Origin of the sequence: Kordia periserrulae (assembly GCF_003054265.1) — a bacterium.
GTDB classification, from domain to species: domain Bacteria; phylum Bacteroidota; class Bacteroidia; order Flavobacteriales; family Flavobacteriaceae; genus Kordia; species Kordia periserrulae.
Map to the genome: position 1 here is coordinate 282,738 of NZ_QBKT01000002.1, position 19,698 is coordinate 302,435.

General features: G+C 34.0%; 16 protein-coding genes. 9 read left to right on the top strand and 7 right to left on the bottom strand.

Going from position 1 to position 19,698, the window contains the following annotated elements; genetic code table 11:
* Positions 1-63: 63 nt before the first annotated feature.
* Positions 64-2,721 carry a T9SS type B sorting domain-containing protein gene (locus C8N46_RS05315; protein WP_108113838.1) on the top strand — a complete coding sequence of 886 codons (2,658 nt, stop codon included), beginning with the start codon at positions 64-66 and terminating at the stop codon, positions 2,719-2,721.
* On the opposite strand, the gene C8N46_RS05320 is transcribed toward C8N46_RS05315, so the two are convergent.
* Together C8N46_RS05320 and C8N46_RS05325 are read right to left on the bottom strand one after the other, a co-directional pair.
* Positions 2,718-3,674, bottom strand: a complete 957-nt coding sequence (locus C8N46_RS05320) for a glycosyltransferase family 2 protein (RefSeq protein WP_108113839.1) — start codon at positions 3,672-3,674, stop codon at positions 2,718-2,720. The genes C8N46_RS05315 and C8N46_RS05320 overlap by 4 nt on opposite strands.
* Positions 3,674-4,183 carry a DUF4199 domain-containing protein gene (locus C8N46_RS05325; protein ID WP_108113840.1) on the bottom strand — a complete coding sequence of 170 codons (510 nt, stop codon included), beginning with the start codon at positions 4,181-4,183 and terminating at the stop codon, positions 3,674-3,676. The genes C8N46_RS05320 and C8N46_RS05325 overlap by 1 nt, the downstream gene beginning before the upstream one ends.
* 142 nt (positions 4,184-4,325) lie before the next feature.
* On the opposite strand from C8N46_RS05325, the gene C8N46_RS05330 reads away from it, so the two are divergent.
* The 3 genes from C8N46_RS05330 to C8N46_RS05340 all read left to right on the top strand — a co-directional run bounded on the left by C8N46_RS05330 (position 4,326) and on the right by C8N46_RS05340 (position 6,255).
* On the top strand, positions 4,326-4,577 hold the full coding sequence (locus C8N46_RS05330) for a type B 50S ribosomal protein L31 (protein ID WP_108113841.1): 252 nt from the start codon (positions 4,326-4,328) through the stop codon (positions 4,575-4,577).
* Between the two features lie 124 nt (positions 4,578-4,701).
* Positions 4,702-5,880: a GlmU family protein gene (locus C8N46_RS05335; protein WP_108113842.1), complete on the top strand. Its 1,179-nt coding sequence runs from the start codon at positions 4,702-4,704 to the stop codon at positions 5,878-5,880.
* A 3-nt stretch (positions 5,881-5,883) separates the two neighbouring features.
* The gene (locus C8N46_RS05340; RefSeq protein WP_108113843.1) at positions 5,884-6,255 is read left to right on the top strand and encodes a hypothetical protein; all 372 of its coding nucleotides are present in this window, start codon (positions 5,884-5,886) and stop codon (positions 6,253-6,255) included.
* Between the two features lie 745 nt (positions 6,256-7,000).
* On the opposite strand, the gene C8N46_RS05350 is transcribed toward C8N46_RS05340, so the two are convergent.
* Entirely contained in the window at positions 7,001-7,318 is a 318-nt protein-coding gene (locus C8N46_RS05350) for a hypothetical protein (RefSeq protein ID WP_108113845.1), read from the bottom strand.
* A gap of 84 nt (positions 7,319-7,402) precedes the next feature.
* Positions 7,403-9,031, bottom strand: coding sequence for an ABC transporter substrate-binding protein (locus C8N46_RS05355; RefSeq protein WP_108113846.1), 1,629 nt, complete (start codon positions 9,029-9,031; stop codon positions 7,403-7,405).
* Between the two features lie 263 nt (positions 9,032-9,294).
* Here C8N46_RS05355 and mtaB point away from each other — a divergent pair, with 263 nt between their 5' ends.
* Both mtaB and C8N46_RS05365 read left to right on the top strand, forming a co-directional pair.
* Positions 9,295-10,632, top strand: coding sequence for a tRNA (N(6)-L-threonylcarbamoyladenosine(37)-C(2))-methylthiotransferase MtaB (mtaB, locus tag C8N46_RS05360; RefSeq protein WP_108113847.1), 1,338 nt, complete (start codon positions 9,295-9,297; stop codon positions 10,630-10,632).
* A gap of 115 nt (positions 10,633-10,747) precedes the next feature.
* Positions 10,748-11,650: a DUF6438 domain-containing protein gene (locus C8N46_RS05365; RefSeq protein ID WP_108113848.1), complete on the top strand. Its 903-nt coding sequence runs from the start codon at positions 10,748-10,750 to the stop codon at positions 11,648-11,650.
* 41 nt (positions 11,651-11,691) lie between these two features.
* On the opposite strand, the gene C8N46_RS05370 is transcribed toward C8N46_RS05365, so the two are convergent.
* The gene (locus C8N46_RS05370; protein ID WP_108113849.1) at positions 11,692-11,988 is read right to left on the bottom strand and encodes a GNAT family N-acetyltransferase; all 297 of its coding nucleotides are present in this window, start codon (positions 11,986-11,988) and stop codon (positions 11,692-11,694) included.
* A gap of 127 nt (positions 11,989-12,115) precedes the next feature.
* On the opposite strand from C8N46_RS05370, the gene C8N46_RS05375 reads away from it, so the two are divergent.
* The 3 genes from C8N46_RS05375 to C8N46_RS05385 all read left to right on the top strand — a co-directional run bounded on the left by C8N46_RS05375 (position 12,116) and on the right by C8N46_RS05385 (position 17,102).
* On the top strand, positions 12,116-12,778 hold the full coding sequence (locus C8N46_RS05375) for an alpha/beta hydrolase (RefSeq protein ID WP_108113850.1): 663 nt from the start codon (positions 12,116-12,118) through the stop codon (positions 12,776-12,778).
* A gap of 148 nt (positions 12,779-12,926) precedes the next feature.
* Complete coding sequence (locus C8N46_RS05380; RefSeq protein WP_108113851.1) at positions 12,927-13,886, top strand: lytic transglycosylase domain-containing protein; 960 nt, start codon at positions 12,927-12,929, stop codon at positions 13,884-13,886.
* A 441-nt stretch (positions 13,887-14,327) separates the two neighbouring features.
* Entirely contained in the window at positions 14,328-17,102 is a 2,775-nt protein-coding gene (locus tag C8N46_RS05385; protein WP_211314473.1) for an ATP-binding protein, read from the top strand.
* 638 nt (positions 17,103-17,740) lie between these two features.
* On the opposite strand, the gene C8N46_RS05395 is transcribed toward C8N46_RS05385, so the two are convergent.
* Together C8N46_RS05395 and C8N46_RS05400 are read right to left on the bottom strand one after the other, a co-directional pair.
* Positions 17,741-18,421 carry a hypothetical protein gene (locus tag C8N46_RS05395; RefSeq protein WP_108113854.1) on the bottom strand — a complete coding sequence of 227 codons (681 nt, stop codon included), beginning with the start codon at positions 18,419-18,421 and terminating at the stop codon, positions 17,741-17,743.
* 47 nt (positions 18,422-18,468) lie between these two features.
* Positions 18,469-19,254 (bottom strand): hypothetical protein, encoded by a 786-nt coding sequence (locus C8N46_RS05400; RefSeq protein ID WP_108113855.1) that lies wholly within the window; start codon positions 19,252-19,254, stop codon positions 18,469-18,471.
* Positions 19,255-19,698 lie beyond the last annotated feature (444 nt).

The following is a 19,698-nucleotide window of genomic DNA, read 5'->3' on the forward strand; positions in this document are numbered from 1 at the left end:
AATGAATTCATTTGGGTTTCTTTTTGATAGCTAGTATATTTTAGATAACTTTATGCTATTGCTATGATAGATATGAAAGAAACTACCCTAAAACTCTTTTGCATTCTTCTGTTTATTTCTATGTCAGCAAACGCACAACGAGAAGCCGCTAATTGGTTTTTTGGAGTGAATGCTGGACTTGATTTTAACACAGGAATTCCCGTCAGCGTTGATACAGGACAGACAAACACGCTAGAAGGTTGTTCTGCAATATCTGATGCTGATGGAAATTTACTATTCTATACGGATGGTGTGACGGTGTGGAATCAATTGCATCAAATGATGCCAAATGGAACGGATTTGGCAGGAAGCTTATCCAGTACACAATCGTGTATTATTGTTCCGAATCCTAGCAATGCAAATTTATTTTACATTTTTACAACCGATGTGGTGGATGCGTATAATGGCACGAATCAAGGACCGAGCAATGGTTTTAATTATTCGATTGTTGATATGACGCTCGCTGGCGGATTGGGCGATGTCACGACTAAAAATGTGAATTTACTCGTAAATGGTTCCGAAAAAGTATCTGCAACACTGAGTACCGACGGAAATTTTTGGGTTGTGACACATAGAAACAATCAATTTTTTTCATTTAAAGTTACGGCAGCAGGTGTAAATACCATTCCAATTGTATCAAATACGTCCACGTCAATTCCAGATTTTAACAATATCAGAGGAAATATGAAAATATCTCCGAATGGTCAAAAATTAGCCATTGCACATACTTTATTTGAGCCAGTGCAATCAGGTTCTTTGTATTTATACGATTTTGATAGTACGACAGGTTTCGTGAGCAATCCATCGTTTTTGGGGGATGAAATTACGTTTTACGGGGTAGAGTTTTCTTCAAATTCTACACGTTTATATGCTACAGGAAAGTTTTTTGAAAGTGAATCTATCAGTAATATACAAGTGCAACAATACGACGTAACAGCGGCTGATGTTGCCAATACAAAATTCATTGTTTTTGATTATCCTGCGGCGCAAATCACGCCATCATTATCTGGAAGTTTGCAATTAGGTTTGGATAAACGAATCTATCACGCGTTGCCGTCTTCTAAATTATCAACGATTAATTCGCCCAATTTACTTGGAAATGCTTGCGATTTTGACTTTGAAAGTGTGGATTTGGGAATGAATTTTTCTCGTTTCGGTTTGCCTGCAGCAGTGCAATCATTCTACGAAAGTATTGCTACGATTGAAAATTTTTGTTTAGGTGACCAAACAACATTTACCGTCATTTCTCAAAACAATGTCATTGGAGTGAATTGGAATTTTGGCGATCCAGCTTCTGGAAGTGCCAATACTGCCAATGAAATTTCGACCTCGCATGTATTTTCCAACGCAGGAACATTTACTGTTACGGCAGAAGTTTCGTTTTCCGATGCTCCCAATCAAATTTTTACAGAAATTGTAGTCATTCAAGAAGTACCGAATATAGCGCCGTTGTTCACCATACAACAGTGCGATGTGGATGAAAATGATTCAGATGGTTTGTCAATTTTCAATCTACAAGAAGCAATCTCAGTTATAGAAGAAGATAACGGAGACGACAATATTGACGTGTTATTTTTTGAAAGCATTACAGACGCACAATTGAATGAGAATAACATTGCGAACGAATTTTATGCCAATAGCGTAAACAATCAAATTTTGTATGCGCGTGTGTTTTCGTATATAGACTGTTTCACCATTACACAAGTGCGATTGAATGTTAGCTCAGGAAGTAATCTCGGTGTGTATGATACAATTGATGTGTGCGAAGTTGACGAAACCAATATTTCCATCTCACAAATAGAAAACATCTTGCAAGAAGACTTTCCTAATGCGCTTATTAGTATTTACAGTACACGAGATGATGCGTTATTGTTAGAAAATCAACTAACCGATTTTTCTTTTGTAGATGTCAATCTTACGGACGAATTGTTTTTTAGAGTGTCTTACGGAAGCAATTGCGGATTCATTGGAAGCGTTCAATTAAACATAGTTTCGCAACCTACGGTAGAAGATCAACAAGCGTTTTTATGTGGACAAATTGGCGCTGCGGTAGAATTGTCATTTGACGAATCTTTTTCAAGCTATGTATGGTCTACCAATGAAACTACGCCTTCCATCATGGTCACAGAAACTGGAACGTATACTGTAGTTGTTACCAATAGTGCAGGTTGTGAAAAAGAAGTAAATTACACAGTGGTAGAAGAGCCGCCGATAGTTATTGACGAAATAGCGGTGCAAGATTTTCAAGATGTCAATACGATTACTATCGTGCTAACACCAGATACTGATATGGAAGCTGTAAGTTATTCTATCAATGGCGGAAATACCTTTGTGCCCTCAAATGAGTTTGTAAATATGTATCCAGGCGTGTACGATGTGGTGGTTCGTCGTGGCGAATGTGATGCTGCTGCGGAAACAATTTTGGTGGGCGGATTTCCAAAATTCTTCACACCAAATGGCGACAATACGAATGACACGTGGGAATTGATTAAAAAAGAATTCTATCCAAATGCCTTTATAGAGTTGTACGACCGTTATGGGAAAAATTTAGTCAATTTTAAAGCAGAGGGTTCTTGGGATGGGACCTATAGAGGAATGCCATTGCCTTCTGGCGATTATTGGTATAAACTCACCTTAGAAAGCGGAAGAGTAGTGACGGGAAATGTTACACTAAGACGTTAAATATTCTCTGTTTCACTAATTTTATAACGCTCCTTATCGCGTTTGCTTCGTAGAATGATTTCGCCTAAAAAACCAGCCAAGAAAAACTGTGTTCCAATAATCATGGTGGCCAACGAAATGTAAAACCAAGGATTTTCTGTAACTAAAATGGCTTTTAAACCATACGCAATTTTGTACAATTTCATCACACCAATATAAGCAGCAGAGGCGAGTCCGATAAAAAACATGAGTACGCCCAAAGCACCAAATAAATGCATTGGTCGTTTTCCGAATTTTGACAAAAACCAAATCGTAATCAAGTCTAAGAAGCCATTGATAAATCGCTCGTAGCCAAATTTTGTTTTCCCATATTTTCGCGCTTGGTGTTGTACCACTTTTTCGCCAATGTGTTGGAATCCTGCATTTTTAGCCAACACAGGAATGTATCTGTGCATTTCTCCGTATACATCTACATTCTTCACGACAATATTTTTATACGCCTTTAAACCGCAGTTAAAATCGTGTAGTTTCAATCCAGAGGTGCGTCTTGCTGCCCAATTGAACAATTTTGACGGAATATTCTTTGCAATGACAGAATCGTAGCGTTTCTTTTTCCAACCAGACACCAAATCAAAGTTTTTTTCTGTGATGAGTTTGTATAATTCAGGAATCTCGTCAGGACTGTCTTGCAAATCCGCATCCATCGTAATGACAACATCGCCCAAAGCTTCTTTAAAACCAGCGTGTAACGCTTGCGATTTTCCATAGTTTCGCAAAAAACGGATGCCTTTTACTTCGGAATGCTTCTGACTTAACTCATGAATGATGTTCCATGAATTATCCGTACTTCCATCATCAATAAACAAAATTTCATACGTGAACTTGTGTGTTTCCATCACGCGAAAAATCCACTCGTGTAGCTCTCGCAAGGATTCTTCTTCATTCAGTAAAGGGATGACTATGGAAATATTCATTACGCGTTGTTAGGATTGGTGAAAATCTTTGATTTAATGGCTAAAGATGCTAATAAAGAAAAGAAAAATCCACTTAATAAACTTTTAAATACGTTTTCGATAAAAATAGCGAATTTAAAATTGTCTTTCAGAAATGTGATGCTTTCTTGAATTTTTTCATCGGTAAAGTCACTGTTTTTGCGTAAATCTTGCTCTGCAACGACCGCGAGTTTGTCTACAAAATCCGTTTCAATATACGATGCGTGAATAATGATATACACCCAAAGCATCAAACTGCTCAAAAGAATGACACCAATACCTGTTTTTAAACCTTCACGAATTGAAAATGGTTCGCCGTTGCGACTCACCTTTACAATGGCTAAAATCATAAAAATTGCCATGACGGGAAACATTGCCAACGAATACACATTTTGTGGGTCTGTATGCACATTTAGCTTATATTGCAAAATGAAAGAAGCAATAAGAACAAAGCCTAGAGCGATTCCGAAATGAGCTGTTTTTGAAAACATGAACGCGGGTTTTTGTAGGACACAAATATAGAAATTCGAGCGTAGAAAATATCAAAAATAATTTTATTTTAATGTTGCACATTCAGAAATAATAGTTAAATTTGCACCTCGAAAAAAGAGAAAGTTATAAAAGATTATAAAGATGAAACAAGGTATACATCCAGAAAATTACAGAATGGTAGCTTTTAAAGATATGTCTAATGAAGATGTATTTCTTACGAAGTCTACAGTAGATACAAAAGAAACTATCGAAGTTGATGGTACTGAGTATCCATTATATAAATTAGAAATTTCAAGAACGTCACATCCATACTATACTGGTAAGTCTAAGTTAGTAGATACAGCAGGTCGTATTGATAAGTTCAAAAATAAATACGCGAAATTCAAGAAATAAGAATTTTGTCACTAACACACAAAATGTCTTTCAGGAAACTGAGAGACATTTTTTTTTGAAAAATTCTGACAATCACATATACAAACGCTAAGCTTTTTTTATTTTTACAAAAATTGACTAAACTATGAACTATATTCTCTTCGACGGAACTGTACGGAACGCATTATTGCCTTTTACCTTTACACGACCAGTAGCTGATATTAGAGTCGGAATTTTAACGATTCGTGAAAAGTGGGAAGCGCATTTGGGCGGAACCACCACCACGATTACGGAAGAATATTTATCTGAAAAATATCCGATGGTCGAATTGGAAGAAAACGTAATGATTAACGCGTCTTTTTTACCGAATGCCGAATTGGTAGCCATGATTCAAGGATTGACAGCCAAACAAGCAATTTTTTCAGGCGACGAAATCATTGCATTTCATACTACAGACCAACAAGATGAGGTTGATTTTGATACCTACGAGGTGATTTCGTATGAAGAAGACTGTTTGCGAATAGAGCATACGTGGGATATTTTTTCAAAAAATGCAGAAGCCATTCAGGCCGATTTTGAATTGATTACCAAAGACAGAACCTCGCAGCCAATTCCTGCAACGGTAAATGTAATATCGCCAGAAAATATTTTTATTGAAAAAGGAGCAAAGTTGAATTTCTGCACACTCAACGCAAGTTCGGGACCGATTTATATCGGAAAAAAAGCGGAAATCATGGAAGGTTGTGTTGTTCGAGGTGCTTTGGCAATGTGTGAACATTCCGTACTAAAACTTTCCGCTAAAATTTACGGCGCAACTACGTTAGGACCGTATTGTAAAGTTGGAGGTGAAGTCAACAATTCGGTATTAATGGGCTATTCCAACAAAGGTCACGATGGATTCTTAGGAAATTCCGTGTTAGGCGAGTGGTGCAATATTGGCGCTGACAGTAACAATTCCAACCTAAAAAATAATTATGCAGAAGTACGTTTGTGGAGTTATGAAACGGAAAACTTTGCAAAAACTGGTTTACAATTCTGCGGATTGATGATGGGCGATCACAGCAAATGTGGTATCAATACGATGTTCAATACAGGAACTGTTGTGGGTGTAAATGCGAATATATTCGGTTCAGGATTTCCAAGAAACTTTGTGCCAAGCTACAGTTGGGGCGGCGCGAGTGGATTTACAACGTATATGACTAAAAAAGCTTTTGAAGTCGCAAAAGTGGTCATGGCGAGAAGAAATGTGGAATTTACCGCTCAAGACGAAGCCATTTTGACACACGTTTTTGAAGACACTAAAAAATGGCGTAAAGATTCATAAATAATGATAGGAATTATAATTTTTATATTGATTGGTAGAAAATTTTATCAATTAGCTGCAAAATACAAACAAAAACTTGCTTGGATTTATTTCATTGTTGGTATTGCTTCATATTATGCAGGCGAAGTTTTAGCTGCTTTAGTCCTATTATTTTATGCAGAAGTTACAGGTGATTATGAGTCTATTGCTTCTTTATCAGATGCTATGTTAATTGTAATTTCAATTGCTACAGGAATTATTACTTGTTATGGAGCCTATCAATTACTCAAAAAGAAATGGCACAAAGAATATTTAGAAAAAGAACGGAACAAACCCAAAATTTCAGATATCGGAAAGTCAGAAGAGGAAATCGCTTCAAATTATAATTCCTTTTAATGATAACGCACAAAAAAACCGCTACAATTTGTAGCGGTTAATTCATATTCTATAATCAAATCTTTATCTTTTAGAAGTATAAGTGTTGATGCTACACTTGATATACAAACAAAAGGTAATATAAAGCTGTTGCTAAAAGGCAGCCGACAATCGAAAAAATAACAATTGTTTTTTGAAGCGATTGACGATTTTGTTTCTTCACGTTCTCTCGAATAGTACGCAACTGTATTTCAGAAATTTTAGGAAACGTACGGGTGTTTCTGTCATTTTTATAATACCGTCTGTCAGGATTGAAAGCGTCGCGTTTGTTACGTCTTTTTTTAGTTCTCCTGATATCGTCTAATACATAAAATCCAACTCCTTGTGACATAATCTTCTCCTTTTAAGTTCAACATATACTACATTAGTATGTAAGTTAAGAAAAATGTTACAGATATATATAATTTTTTTCTATTTAATGTGAAGATTCATATGAATATCAAATAAGAGAAACATGTTAAAACTTTCATGTTTCTTTAAAAACCTGAGTTCGATTAATCATCATCATTTTATCACTTATAATTAGCCAATAAATAACAGATTGTCATTTCGGAGCGCAGTCGAGAACAGCTAAGAAAGTCTATATTTCTATTGAATCTCGAGAGCTATGCTCGGTATCTACGATAATGCTCGATTTGACACTTTTGTAACTGTATGAAAATCATGATTATAAATCAAATTTTAAATCGAACTCAGGTTAAAAGAATTATCCAAACGTAAACAGTCTCCAAAATGCATCGGTAATTTCAACAACAAAAAGCAGGTAATAAGCAATGATGCCAAAAATTACCGAAAAAATGCTAAGTCTAATCAATAATTTTCGTCTATATTCTTTGCGTTGTTGCAGCATTTGCATTCTAATTTTTTGCCGCATCTGTGAAGTTATTTCAGGAAACGATTGCTGTATTCCATCATCTTTATAATACCGTTTTTTAGGATCGAATGCGTTGCGCTTCGCGCGTCTTTTCATCGTCCTTTTTAAGTCGTCAAATACATGAAATGCAGCTCCTGATCCTCCAAACATAACTAATCGGTTTAAAATTACACTTATAGTATTAGTGTAGATATTTAATTGAAAGTTACAAAAAAAGTATTGAAACAAGGTAAGTTACTCTTTTCGAACACGCTTCAATTCCAACAAATTCAACGCATTGATGCCTAAACCTTGCACATTGTTTTGCGTAAATCGCACCACTTGGTCATAATACAACGGAATTAACGGCGCTTCTGAAATGAGTAACGAGTCCATTTTGGTGTACAACTTTGCACGGTTTAAAGCATTGGTTTCTCGCAAAGCGGTTTCGTACCATGTATCAAACTGAGCGTTTTTGAAATGTGTGTAATTAGGACCGTTTGGCGTGAAGTTTTTACTGTAAAATAAGGATAAATAATTCTCTGCGTCTGGATAATCGGCAATCCAACTGGCTCTAAAAATCGGCAATTCTCCTTTCGAACGCAATTCGCGTAGGGTAGAAGCGGGAATGACATTGACACTCGCTTTGATATCAATTTTTTCAAGCTCGCGCTGAATGTATTCACAGAAATTCAAATACTGTCCGTTGGTTGTGATAGATACTTCTGGGTTGGAATTTCCTGTTTCTTTTATGTAGTTTTTGACCAATTCTTTGGCGCGTTCAGGTTGATAGGTAAAACCTTCAATATTGTCAAAACCAGGCAATCCTTTCGGGATAAAACCATGAATGGCAGGCGTTCCGATGCCGCTTCTCAAATACGTAATCATCTTTTTGCGGTCAAAACTGTAATTCATCGCTTTTCGCAACAAATGATGACTCGAAACATTGCTGCTGTCGCCAATATAAATTCCTAAATATTCGGTGTTTAAATACGGTCCAGAAATCAAGTTGATATCCGTTGTATATTTTTTTCGTAACTGTCCCGCAGCATTTAGAATTTCATCTTGATACGACGGATCGAGCGAATTTAAAAAGTCAATATTTCCTTGTACAAACTGCAAAAACTCACTTTGTTTATCAGGTAAAAAGGTAATCGCAACAGCTTCCAAATACGGCAGTTTATTTCCTTTATCATCTTTTTCAAAATAATTTGGATTTCGGCGTAAAACCAATTTTGTATTTTCTTCCCAAATCTTAAATTGAAAAGGTCCTGTACCAATCGGATTCGCTCTAAAATCATTGCCATAATGCTCAACAATTTCTTTAGGAACTACCGAACAATATTTCATCGTTAACAAGCTTAAAAATGCTGGAAATGGTTGTTTTAGTTGAATTTGGAACGTTGTCTTATCAATCGCTTTAAAATTTTGGACACTTTTAAAAATCCAACGACCACTTGAAGCTAATTTATCATCTAAAATGCGCCCGAAACTATATTCAAAATCGTGAGCCGTAACGATTCGTGTACTATCTTTTCCGAACAATTCATGTTTGTGAAACTGTACATCATCGCGCAATGTAAACGTATATGTTAGTGCATCTTCAGAAACGTTCCAAGACTTAGCAATGGCAGGAATGACGTTTAACTCATTGTCCATTTCCACCAAACCATTAAACAATTGATGAACTGCCCAAATATTGCGTTGATCTTTGGCGAAAGCAGGATCTAACGAAGTAATATTAGCATGTTCGTTATACCGAAAAACCAAGTGGTCTCTATTTTCAGATTGCTTTTGCTGACACGAAACAACTATCAAAATGATAACTAAAAAAGGTAGTTGCTTGAATATCAAGTGAAAATGTCGAAGGCTTAATTTTATCATCTAATGAATTAATTGTAAATTTGCGCGCTTTAGTATTGATTGTGAATACTAAAAAAAATAGCTTCTGTCAAATCGAGCGCAGTCGAGATTCTTTTTGAAAAGAGAATTATTTAAGAGTTCTCGACTGTGCTCGAACTGACAATAGGCATAATTAAACAAAACAAAATACATAACTACTTATTGTACTAAAATAGTTTAATTAGGCTCTAAAAGTACACAATAAAAAATACAAATCGCTGCCATTTTGGTAGAAAAGTACAGGAATGAACGAGAGAAAAAAAGTCGCTTTTTATACATTAGGTTGCAAACTGAATTTTTCAGAAACCTCCACCATTGCACGAAGTTTTCAAGAGGAAGGATTTGAGAAAGTTGATTTTTCAGAATATGCAGATATGTATGTGATTAATACATGTAGCGTCACAGAAAATGCCGATAAACGCTTTAAAACGATTGTAAAACAGGCGCAAAAGGCAAATCCGGATGCGTTTGTGGCGGCTGTGGGTTGTTATGCGCAATTAAAACCTGAAGAATTAGCAGCAGTTGATGGTGTGGATTTGGTGTTGGGCGCGACGGAAAAATTCAACATTACCGATTATATCAACGACCTGACGAAAAATGATTTTGGAGAAGTGCATTCCTGCGAAATTGAAGATGCTGATTTTTATGTGGGAAGCTATTCTATTGGCGATCGCACACGCGCATTTCTAAAAGTGCAAGATGGCTGTGATTATAAATGTACCTATTGCACCATTCCGCTCGCAAGAGGAATTTCTCGAAGTGATACATTGGAAAATGTGTTGAAAAACGCCAAAGAAATTTCGGAGCAAAACATTAAGGAAATCGTGTTGACAGGCGTGAATATTGGCGATTACGGAAAAGGCGAATTCGGAAATAAAAAACACGAGCATACCTTTTTAGAACTCGTACAAGCGTTGGATAAAGTTGACGGAATTGAGCGTTTGCGAATCTCTTCTATTGAACCGAATTTACTAAAAAACGAAACTATTGATTTCGTGTCTAAAAGCAACACATTTGTACCACATTTTCACATTCCGCTACAAAGTGGAAGCAATACGTTGTTGCGTTTGATGCGTCGTCGCTATATGCGCGAATTGTATGTAGATCGTGTAACGAAAATTAAAGAAGTCATGCCAGATGCCTGTATTGGCGTAGATGTCATTGTTGGATTTCCAGGTGAAACGGATGAAATTTTCTTGGAAACGTACAATTTTTTGACGGAATTGGATATTTCGTACTTACACGTATTTACGTATTCAGAACGAGAAAATACCATTGCTGCGGAAATGGATGGCGTAGTTCTGCAAAACGTTCGAAAAAAGCGTAGTAAAATGCTACGTGGCTTATCTGTAAAAAAGCGAAGAGCGTTTTATGAAAGTCAAATCGGGAAGACGAAAACGGTATTGTTTGAAGGCGAAAATAAAGAAGGCTATATTCACGGCTTTACGGAAAATTACGTAAAAGTAAAAGCACCTTGGAATCCGGAGTTGGTTAATACTCTTCACGATGTCACGTTGACAAAAATTGACGACGACGGTATGGTTCGTTTTGAGTTTGTGGATGAGACGGTGGCGTTTAGTTAATATCATTTCACACACCGACAAATTTAAAATCTTATCGAAAGAATGGTACGATTCATGTAATTATGACATTGTAATCTAAAGTTATATGTATATTTAACTTTCTAAATGATAATAAATGAAAACAATTGTACTTTCTATATTGGTATTGACTTTGGTGAGTTGTGATGCTTCTACGAAAGAATTTGTAGGAAGCTCGTGGAAAGTCACGGAATTAAAAGTAAACGGAACAACAGTTTCGGTAACCAACGCGGTGATTTTAACGGTTACGAGTGAATCTGATTTTACACTTAAATTAGACGCGAATTCATGTTTTGGAACGTACACAATCACGGGAGAATCTAACATACAACTAGGCGAAATGGCATGTACAGAAATGTGTTGCGATTCAGAATTTTCTAGCGCTGTGGTGAGTGCGCTGCGAAAAGTTTCAAACATCAAACAGTACAAAAAAAGCGTGCAATTATTTTCAGACGACGTACAGATTACCTTTGAAAAAATAAAACCATTAGAGAAACCATCGAACATGACTTCCGAAAGAAAACAAGCATATACAAAAAGTGAAAAAATTCCAACGGAAGAAACTACGAATGTTGGAAAGTTTGAAAACCCGAATGCTACCAAAACTACGGATGCTGTTCAGCCAGAAGGCGATTATATCGAATTGTACAAATCACCATGCAAAGGAACTTGTGAAGAATTTACGATGAAATTTTACGAAGATGGAACGGTTCAGTATGTTGGAAAATACAATGCAAAAGTACAAGGAACGCATACTGTACAACTCGCGCAAAACAAATCGCAATCTATTTTTAAGGAGTTTGAGCAATCCAATTTTCAAGATTTCAAAGAATTGTACGATGAGCCTATGATTATGGATTTGCAAAATACGTATGTTACTTATAAAGGAAAGAAAGTTCACATTCGTTACAAAGTCAACGCGCCCAAAAAATTGCAGACATTGTTAGAAAAGTTGGAAGCGCAAGCCGATGAAGTATTGGAAACATTGAAGAAACAATAAGATATAAAAAAAGGGAATCGATTGATTCCCTTAACTTTTTCTTAGATTCGTACGCCTACAGGCAACAAATCTTTATACTCTTTGTGCTTTCGCAAAAAACTAGCTACACGTGGGCTAGTTGGTACGACTCTCAAGTTTCGCTCTTGAATACTATCGAGAACAGTTTTAATGAATGTGTTTTTAAACTCTACATCATCAAGCTCTTCAGGAACGATTAATTTTGTCAAAAAGATTTTACGCTCTTGCAGAGAATACTCAATTTTGGCAATTCCATGTTCCGTTTTGTATTCAAATTGGCGTAAAAATTCGTTATCATTGATAACCATTGTATCAGTCATAGCAGTATAAATTTTAAATTAATCTTTTCTTAAAAAAAATGTGGTGTATTTAGAAGAAATGTTGAATTAACTTTGCAAAGATACGAAATTTATAGTAGATTTCCGAGTTTTTAACGTTTCTATTTGCATGAGTGCTAGCAAAATACAAGTTTATTTTATGCCAGGAATGGCGGCTAATCCTTCTATTTTTAAACATATTACACTTCCTGAAGACGAATTTGAAGTACATTTTTTAACATGGTTTGTACCCGAAAAAGGAGAGACTTTATCAAATTACGCCTTGCGCATGACGCAAAAAATTCAACATGACAATGTGGTGTTAATTGGGGTTTCTTTTGGTGGAATTTTGGTGCAAGAAATGGCACGTCATATCAACGTAAAAAAGATTTTTGTGGTATCGAGTGTTAAAACCAAATACGAATTGCCACGACGCATGCGATTTGCCCGAGCAACGAAAATTTACAAACTCTTTCCCACGAGTTTGGTCAACAATATAGAGGTATTGCGCAAATTTGCTTTTGGCGATTTGGCGACTAAGCGTTTGGAATTGTATGAAGAATTTTTGTCTGTTCGTGATAAATACTATTTGGATTGGTCTATCGCGCAAATTGTCAATTGGAAGCAAGAGGAGCCTTTGCCAAATACCGTTCACATTCATGGCGAAAAAGATCGAGTTTTTCCTATCAAATACATTTCTGATTGCATTCCTGTCAAAGGTGGCACGCATATCATGATTTTGAACAAATTCAAATGGTTTAATGAAAATCTTCCACGATTCATCAAAGAATAGCGAAACTTTTCTTATTTTAACATTAAAAACTACAGATAGCTTCTTGGTTCTAAATCAGTTTGTTATTTTTGTAATCCCTATCCGACCATTTTACAAGTTCAACACCGTCAACGAAATTTGATTAACATCATAAAAAAACAATAATACCATGCGTACATTCAAAAACGGATTTGCCTTTTTAGGATTAATTTTTCTTGGAATTTTACTAATGAATGCTGTCACACAAGATGCAGCACTTTCGGATGAAAATCCTTCAAAAATGAACACATTTTCTTCAAAACCAGCTACCAATGATTTTAACGATTATAATGTATATGCTATAGACGTACCAGAAACCTTGGAGTTTGCCGGAGAAAAAGTGCCGTTGCACTTGCCAGATATCAAAGAGCGAATGGACAGAGAATTATTGGTAAATACCTATTGGCAATCGAATGGTTTGTTACTGTTTAAACGTGCCAACAAATATTTTCCAATCATTGAACCAATTTTAAAGCAATACGGAATTCCAGACGATTTTAAATATGTGGCGGTGATTGAAAGTGGTTTGCAAAATGTAACATCGCCAGCAGGCGCGAGAGGTTTTTGGCAAATTATGAAAGCGACAGGTCGCGAAAACGGTTTGGAAATCAACGATAATGTGGATGAACGTTATCATTTAGAAAAAGCGACGCATGTAGCGTGTAAATATTTATTGGAAGCTAAAGAGCGTTTTGGCAATTGGACTTCGGCAGCAGCAGCGTACAACGCAGGAAATGCGGGAATTGCCCGTCGTTTGGAAGATCAGCAAGTAGATTCGTATTATGATTTATTGTTAGGAGAAGAAACAGGACGTTATATCTTTCGTGTAATCGCTCTGAAAGAAATCTTTAGCAATGCTAAAAAATACGGTTTCAATTTCAATGAAAAACACTTGTACAAATATATTCCAACGTATGAAGTTGAGGTCGATACTGCGATTACCAACATTGCCAGCTTCGCAAAGAAATTTGACATCAACTATAAAATTTTAAAAATCCACAATCCGTGGTTGCGCGAAAACAAGTTGAACAACAGATCACGTAAATTATACAAAATCGCGATTCCAGAGAAAGGCTATTATGCTAAGTAATTTAGAATTCTGAATTTTCAATTTTGAATTAAAAAACACTAATATAAGTGTTTAGATTTTCTGACATTTTTTTAGACATTTATAAAGTTTAATTTTCGCGTGCTATAGTTTTTAATATATTGACATCATATTTTCTGAATAATTTTTTAACATTTCTTTTTAAATAATCATAGGGTTTAACTTTTATTTATGATTGCTAGTTGCTAGATGAAATTTTACTTATTAATAGATGTTTTTGAGTTTAAATAATTGGCAATCAATATTTTGAATACTATTTAGAGTGTGTCTTTTTTTTTAACTTTTATGTTCTCTTTTTTTACCTTACGTATTTTGAAGGAAAAACCGTAATATTTTGTAGCTTACTTTTAGTTATTTTGTATTGCTATGAAACGAAAAATCCTACTTATATTTCTATTAGGGGTAAATTTCTTGTACCCGAATGTGAAGCATAATCTTAATTCAGAATGTTTAAATTATTTTAAAGAACATTATACAGAAATGTTGAACGATGTTTCGGCAGTTTCTCTTGATACTACTTTAAAAAGAGCCGATAGGATTCTGAATTTTTTTGAGAAAGAACTAAGTTCAATTCATCATTTGTATTCAGATTCAAGCAAGATTTACGCGAAAACACTTTTATTTTTATTAAATATCTATGATGGAAAAAAAGAATATGATTCTGTCCAACATTATTATGAAAAAATTGAAAATAATCTCTTAGATCCTGAAGTATTGGGAAATGCAGCTTTGTATAAGGCAAATGAGAAATTATTTAAGAAAAAATATTTTGAATCTATTCGGTCATTGCAAAAGGCGTTGGATTATTTTAAAAGTATTCATGCAACTGACAAAGAGATTGTTACATACCTAAAACTTTCGAAAATATACAAAAAAATTAAAAGTACTGCTTTGTATAAAGAAGCAGATGCTGTTTTAATGAATCATTATTTACCCAAGCCAATTTCAGCTTTGTTAAAGAGTCAAATTTTAATAAATCATGCCTCTTATATTGCATTTATAGGTGATACTGATGCTGCTATTAATGTATTGAAAACACTTAACGTAGATGATTTTAATTCTGATGCGAGAATTTTAAAGGAATATTATACAGCATTCAAAAGATGCTATTTAAAAAGTAATCAAACGGATTCAGCTCGGGTTTATATTAATAAGATACGCGAATTGAAAAGCGTAGCACAACCAGAAGATAAAGCTATTGAAAATATATATTTAGCAATCATTGCGTTGAAAGAGCAAAACTATAAGCAGGCACTGCGCTATGTTGAGATTGCTCAAAATGATTCAGCTTTTACGTATGTAGCGCAATCTGAAGTACTCAAATTGCATAGAGTTGTGTATATGTCGCATAAAGCTTTGGGCAATTATAAAAAAGCTTTTAAAGCCTTGGAAAATTTTCATAGCATCAGAGATTCTATCAAGAGTTTTAATCTAAATTTAAATGCAGCTATTTTAAATTTTAAACTAAATCAGAATCGGAAAATAAAGGAATTGCATGAAATTAATGCTATGAACACAGTGAAAATGGAAGGCAATAAGAAGTTTTATATTTTTTCTACACTTCTTATCTCTGCTTCCGTGTTGATTCTTATCTTTTTAATTATTCTGCATAAGCGTAAAAAGAAACGACTCAAATTACAATATGAAAATGAAAAAATGAAAGAGGTTGCGGTAATTAAAAATAATTTTATTGAAAATTTATCACATGAAATTCGTACACCAATTACCATCACGCTCGGTTATTTACGCTTGATAACGAAAACAATGGATTATTCTAAAATTGTAGAGTATGCCAATTTGACAATTCGAAATAATGAACAAATTGTTACTATGCTAGATAATTTCCTGTCACTTTTAAAACAAGATAAAAACCCGATAGAAAGTAGAAAGACATCTAAAAAAATGGAGGTGTTTTTACGAGAAAGTACGTTTGCGTTTCAAGGAGTTGCAGAAATAAAAGGAGTGTATTTGTATTACAAGTCTAATATTAAGACAGACCAAGAAATAGAATTTCATTATGATGATTTGCATAAAATCATCAACAATATTATGTCTAATGCGCTCAAATATACAAGTCCTACCTATGGAATTTATGTGCATACATTTATAGATAAAAAAGGATTGAATATTATAGTGAAAGATGAGGGAATTGGTATTGATAAAAAGGAACAAAAATTAATTTTTAATCGTTTTTATCAAACTAAAAATAATTTAACAAATGGTGGTTTTGGTATTGGCTTATCACTTGTTTATGAGTTGGTTACAAAATTAAACGGAACTATTAAATTAGACAGTAAAAAAAATGTAGGAAGCGTATTTACAATTCAATTACCATTAACGGTTGAAAATACACTATTGTATATTGATGAAAAAAAACAAGAATATCAAAGCATTTCAAAACCAGAAATTACGATTCCGGATGAAAAAAACAATTTACCACAAGTCCTGATTGTAGATGATAATATTGAAATGATAGGTTATTTAAAAGATTTACTAGAGCCATCACTGACTTGCACTTTCGCTTTTGATGGCGCTCAAGCACTAGCTTTTGCTAAAAAGAAACAGTACGACTTAATTTTGACAGATTTGCGCATGCCGCTGCTAGATGGGTATCAGCTTAAAGCTGAATTACAGCAGCTTAAAAATTACGAAAACACACCATTTATTGTCATGACCTCTTCTGCAAAAGAGTATTTGGAACACAAAAAAGAAGAGTATGGAATTAATGATTACCTAATTAAACCTTTTGATAGTATTGAACTCCTTACAAGAATTAATTATCACTTAGAGAAAAATATTTATAAAAAGCAATTACAAAGTTTAGAAAATGAACTAATTACTTTTAACGGACCTCATGCTGAGTTTATGGAAAAAGTGAATGCAATTATTTTAGAAAATATAAACAAGAAAGAATTTACAATTCATAAACTTGCGAAACAATGTGGATATAGTCACAAACAATTCACGAAAATTGTACAAAATAAAACAGGAATGACACCTGTAAAAGTAATTCTAGAAGTTCGACTTCGTAAGGCTTATGAATTAATTGTTACCAAGCAATACCAATCTATTAATGAGGTATTATATGCGGTTGGACTCAACAGTCGATCGTACTTTAATAAAGTATTCCAAAAGCGATTTGGAGTAAAACCAGGAAAACTTATTAAAAAATTAAAAACTAAAGTAGTGGTTCAGTAATGTAATATATTTTACTCATCGCGTTACAAGATTGAAATACAATTTGGAATTGTTAATTCTATTTGATTGAAAGTATGAACGCTAATTTAAAAATTGTATCCTGATAAAAAATCGAATCATCTTTTCTTATCTGAATTATATAGCTTTTATATCTTAGAGCTCTTCCAGTGCTTCAAACACTGCGATTAATGCTCATGATGCTGTATAGGTAAAAGTAATAGCAGCGATTCATATTGAATTCTTTTAGATTGAACCTTTATTCAGAAGTAAAAGGGTATAATACAATTTAACTTTAAGATGGGACTATAGAAGCAAAACTGCTTTGGTAGCTAAGAACGTTGTGAGTGATTTGCATAGCCTTAGCTATGGAAAATTTTCACAAGCATTTTGATGCTAAAAGAACAAGCTTATACATTGCATTTTTTGGGTTGAATTTGTATAAGTTTTTACATTTAAGCAAACATATAGGTAGACTTTCTAAATATATTAAAAGTGTAGGTGTTAGTAAAGCTATTGACAATTCAATCGTAAAAAAATCAACTATGCATATATAAAAAAGCCAGTGAATTATACTTTCACTGACTTTTATTTTCTTTAAAATCATACGCTAACTACACGTTAGAGTGCTGACTTTTTAATTATGATAGAAGATATACCGTTCCACAAGTAGCGAATTCACCAGCAAGACCTGTAAATATGCATGAAGCGATATTTATAGCTTCTTGTCGAGTAATACGTAATGCAAATCGTAAACAAACTCTATTTTCAGCGGCTATTTCCTCTGGTAATTCAACAGTATTTGCTCCATCGGATAAAATTTCTAAAGCAATATCAATCAATCCACCTGCAGCCATACATGCGGCATACTTTTTTAAAGCCCAGCTACCTGCATTAATACCACAAACGGTAAAAACTCCTGAAGTACCACCAATCACACAAATTAAAGTATTTTTAATTTTGCTGGATCTTTTTGCCACGTCGTTTAAAACATCTCTACGTTCTTTTTTACTTAAATCGTAAAATTCAGGAAAACTAGCTTTTACATTTGCTACTTTTGCGTTAATTGCTTCCGTAGTTCTTTCATAATCAATATCGTATCCTGGTCCTTTTAAGTCAAGTTCTTCTTTGGTTGACTCAAGGATAGACAAGACAGCTAAATTGGCAACAACAGAAGCAACATCATCATCTGCCGCCATTTTATCAACTAATTCAGCTTTTTTTATTTTATTAGTAGTACAATTATCATAATTTGATGACGCAAAAGTGTTTAATGAAATTAAAAACACCAATGCGAATTTTATATTTTTTAAAATTTTCATTTTCGTAATTTTTTTAATTAATAATTATTCCTAGTCTACAACTTCTATTAGTACACATAAACGGATACTACATTTGTCCAATTTGCTACACTAAAATCAATTTCTTCACCAGGTGAAAGATTGTCAAAAAATACTGCAGTCCCAGTATAGTCAGCTCCAGTGGTTAATAATGCACCTTTACTTGCTAAACCATGGTTAACCATAGTAATTTCTGTAGTTTCTGGTAGACCTAAATATAAACTAGCATTTGTGGTTGGAGCCAAAAGAACTTCTGACTCAAGGTCTAAAACACCATATACACCAACCAATCCTCCAGTCGGTGTTGTTTGGTTTACTTGGGTTTTTACATAGTATTTTTCACCATAAATGTTACCACGCATGTGAATCGCTAAATCATCAGCATGATTTTCTAATAAATGTGGATCATCTAATACTTTTTCTTGAACAGGATTTGCTCTTGCATTATCTATAAATCTTTCTATTCTTTTTCGAGCAGTAGCCAAATCTTCCATTTGCTGAATACCCGTTGGAGTTGCCTTCTTAGCAGCTTTGATAATATCTTTAATCTTTGTAAAATCAGTATTTGATTTTTGAAGAGTAGTTTCGGAAGTATATACTTTTACAGTATTTCCACTGTAAATAACATACTTGTGATTTTCATCAATTGCATATTCTCCTTCTTGTAATTTTCCATCTAAATAAAATGCTGCCTTAGCATCTGGATTAACTGTTTCGAACAAACTTTGATCTTCAGGATTTAAAGATTGTTCAGATTCTTTTGAGCAACTTATAATTGTAATTATAAGTAACATCAATACATAAACTTTTTTCATAACATGTATTTAATTTATTAATAATTTGGTTAAGTTCTTTTGACGTCTTAGAACTATGCTAAATAACTAAAAATTAATAAGTTGTACCGTCTTTTTTTGAACGGAAATGTTCTTGCTATTTTAAAAAGTAGACTTTTTTTATACCTCTTTCTTCTATTTTTAGAAAATTGAAAATTATTTTAAAAAGAGGAATGAAAATGTCTATTTTTTTAGATTAAACAGAGCAAAAAAATCTAATAGAGTTTGAAAGAGTGTTTGGAAAAAAGATTAGAGGAAAATGTTTTGGTATCATCGTCACCTTTAATAGCTTTCACTTTAAATTTAGAAATTCCTTTTTTTGTTTAAGAGCCAAGAGCCAAGACGAATTGACAAATCAACGAACAACAAACAACAAACAACAAACAACAAACAACTAGCAACTAAAATTGCCAAATCCATAAAAAA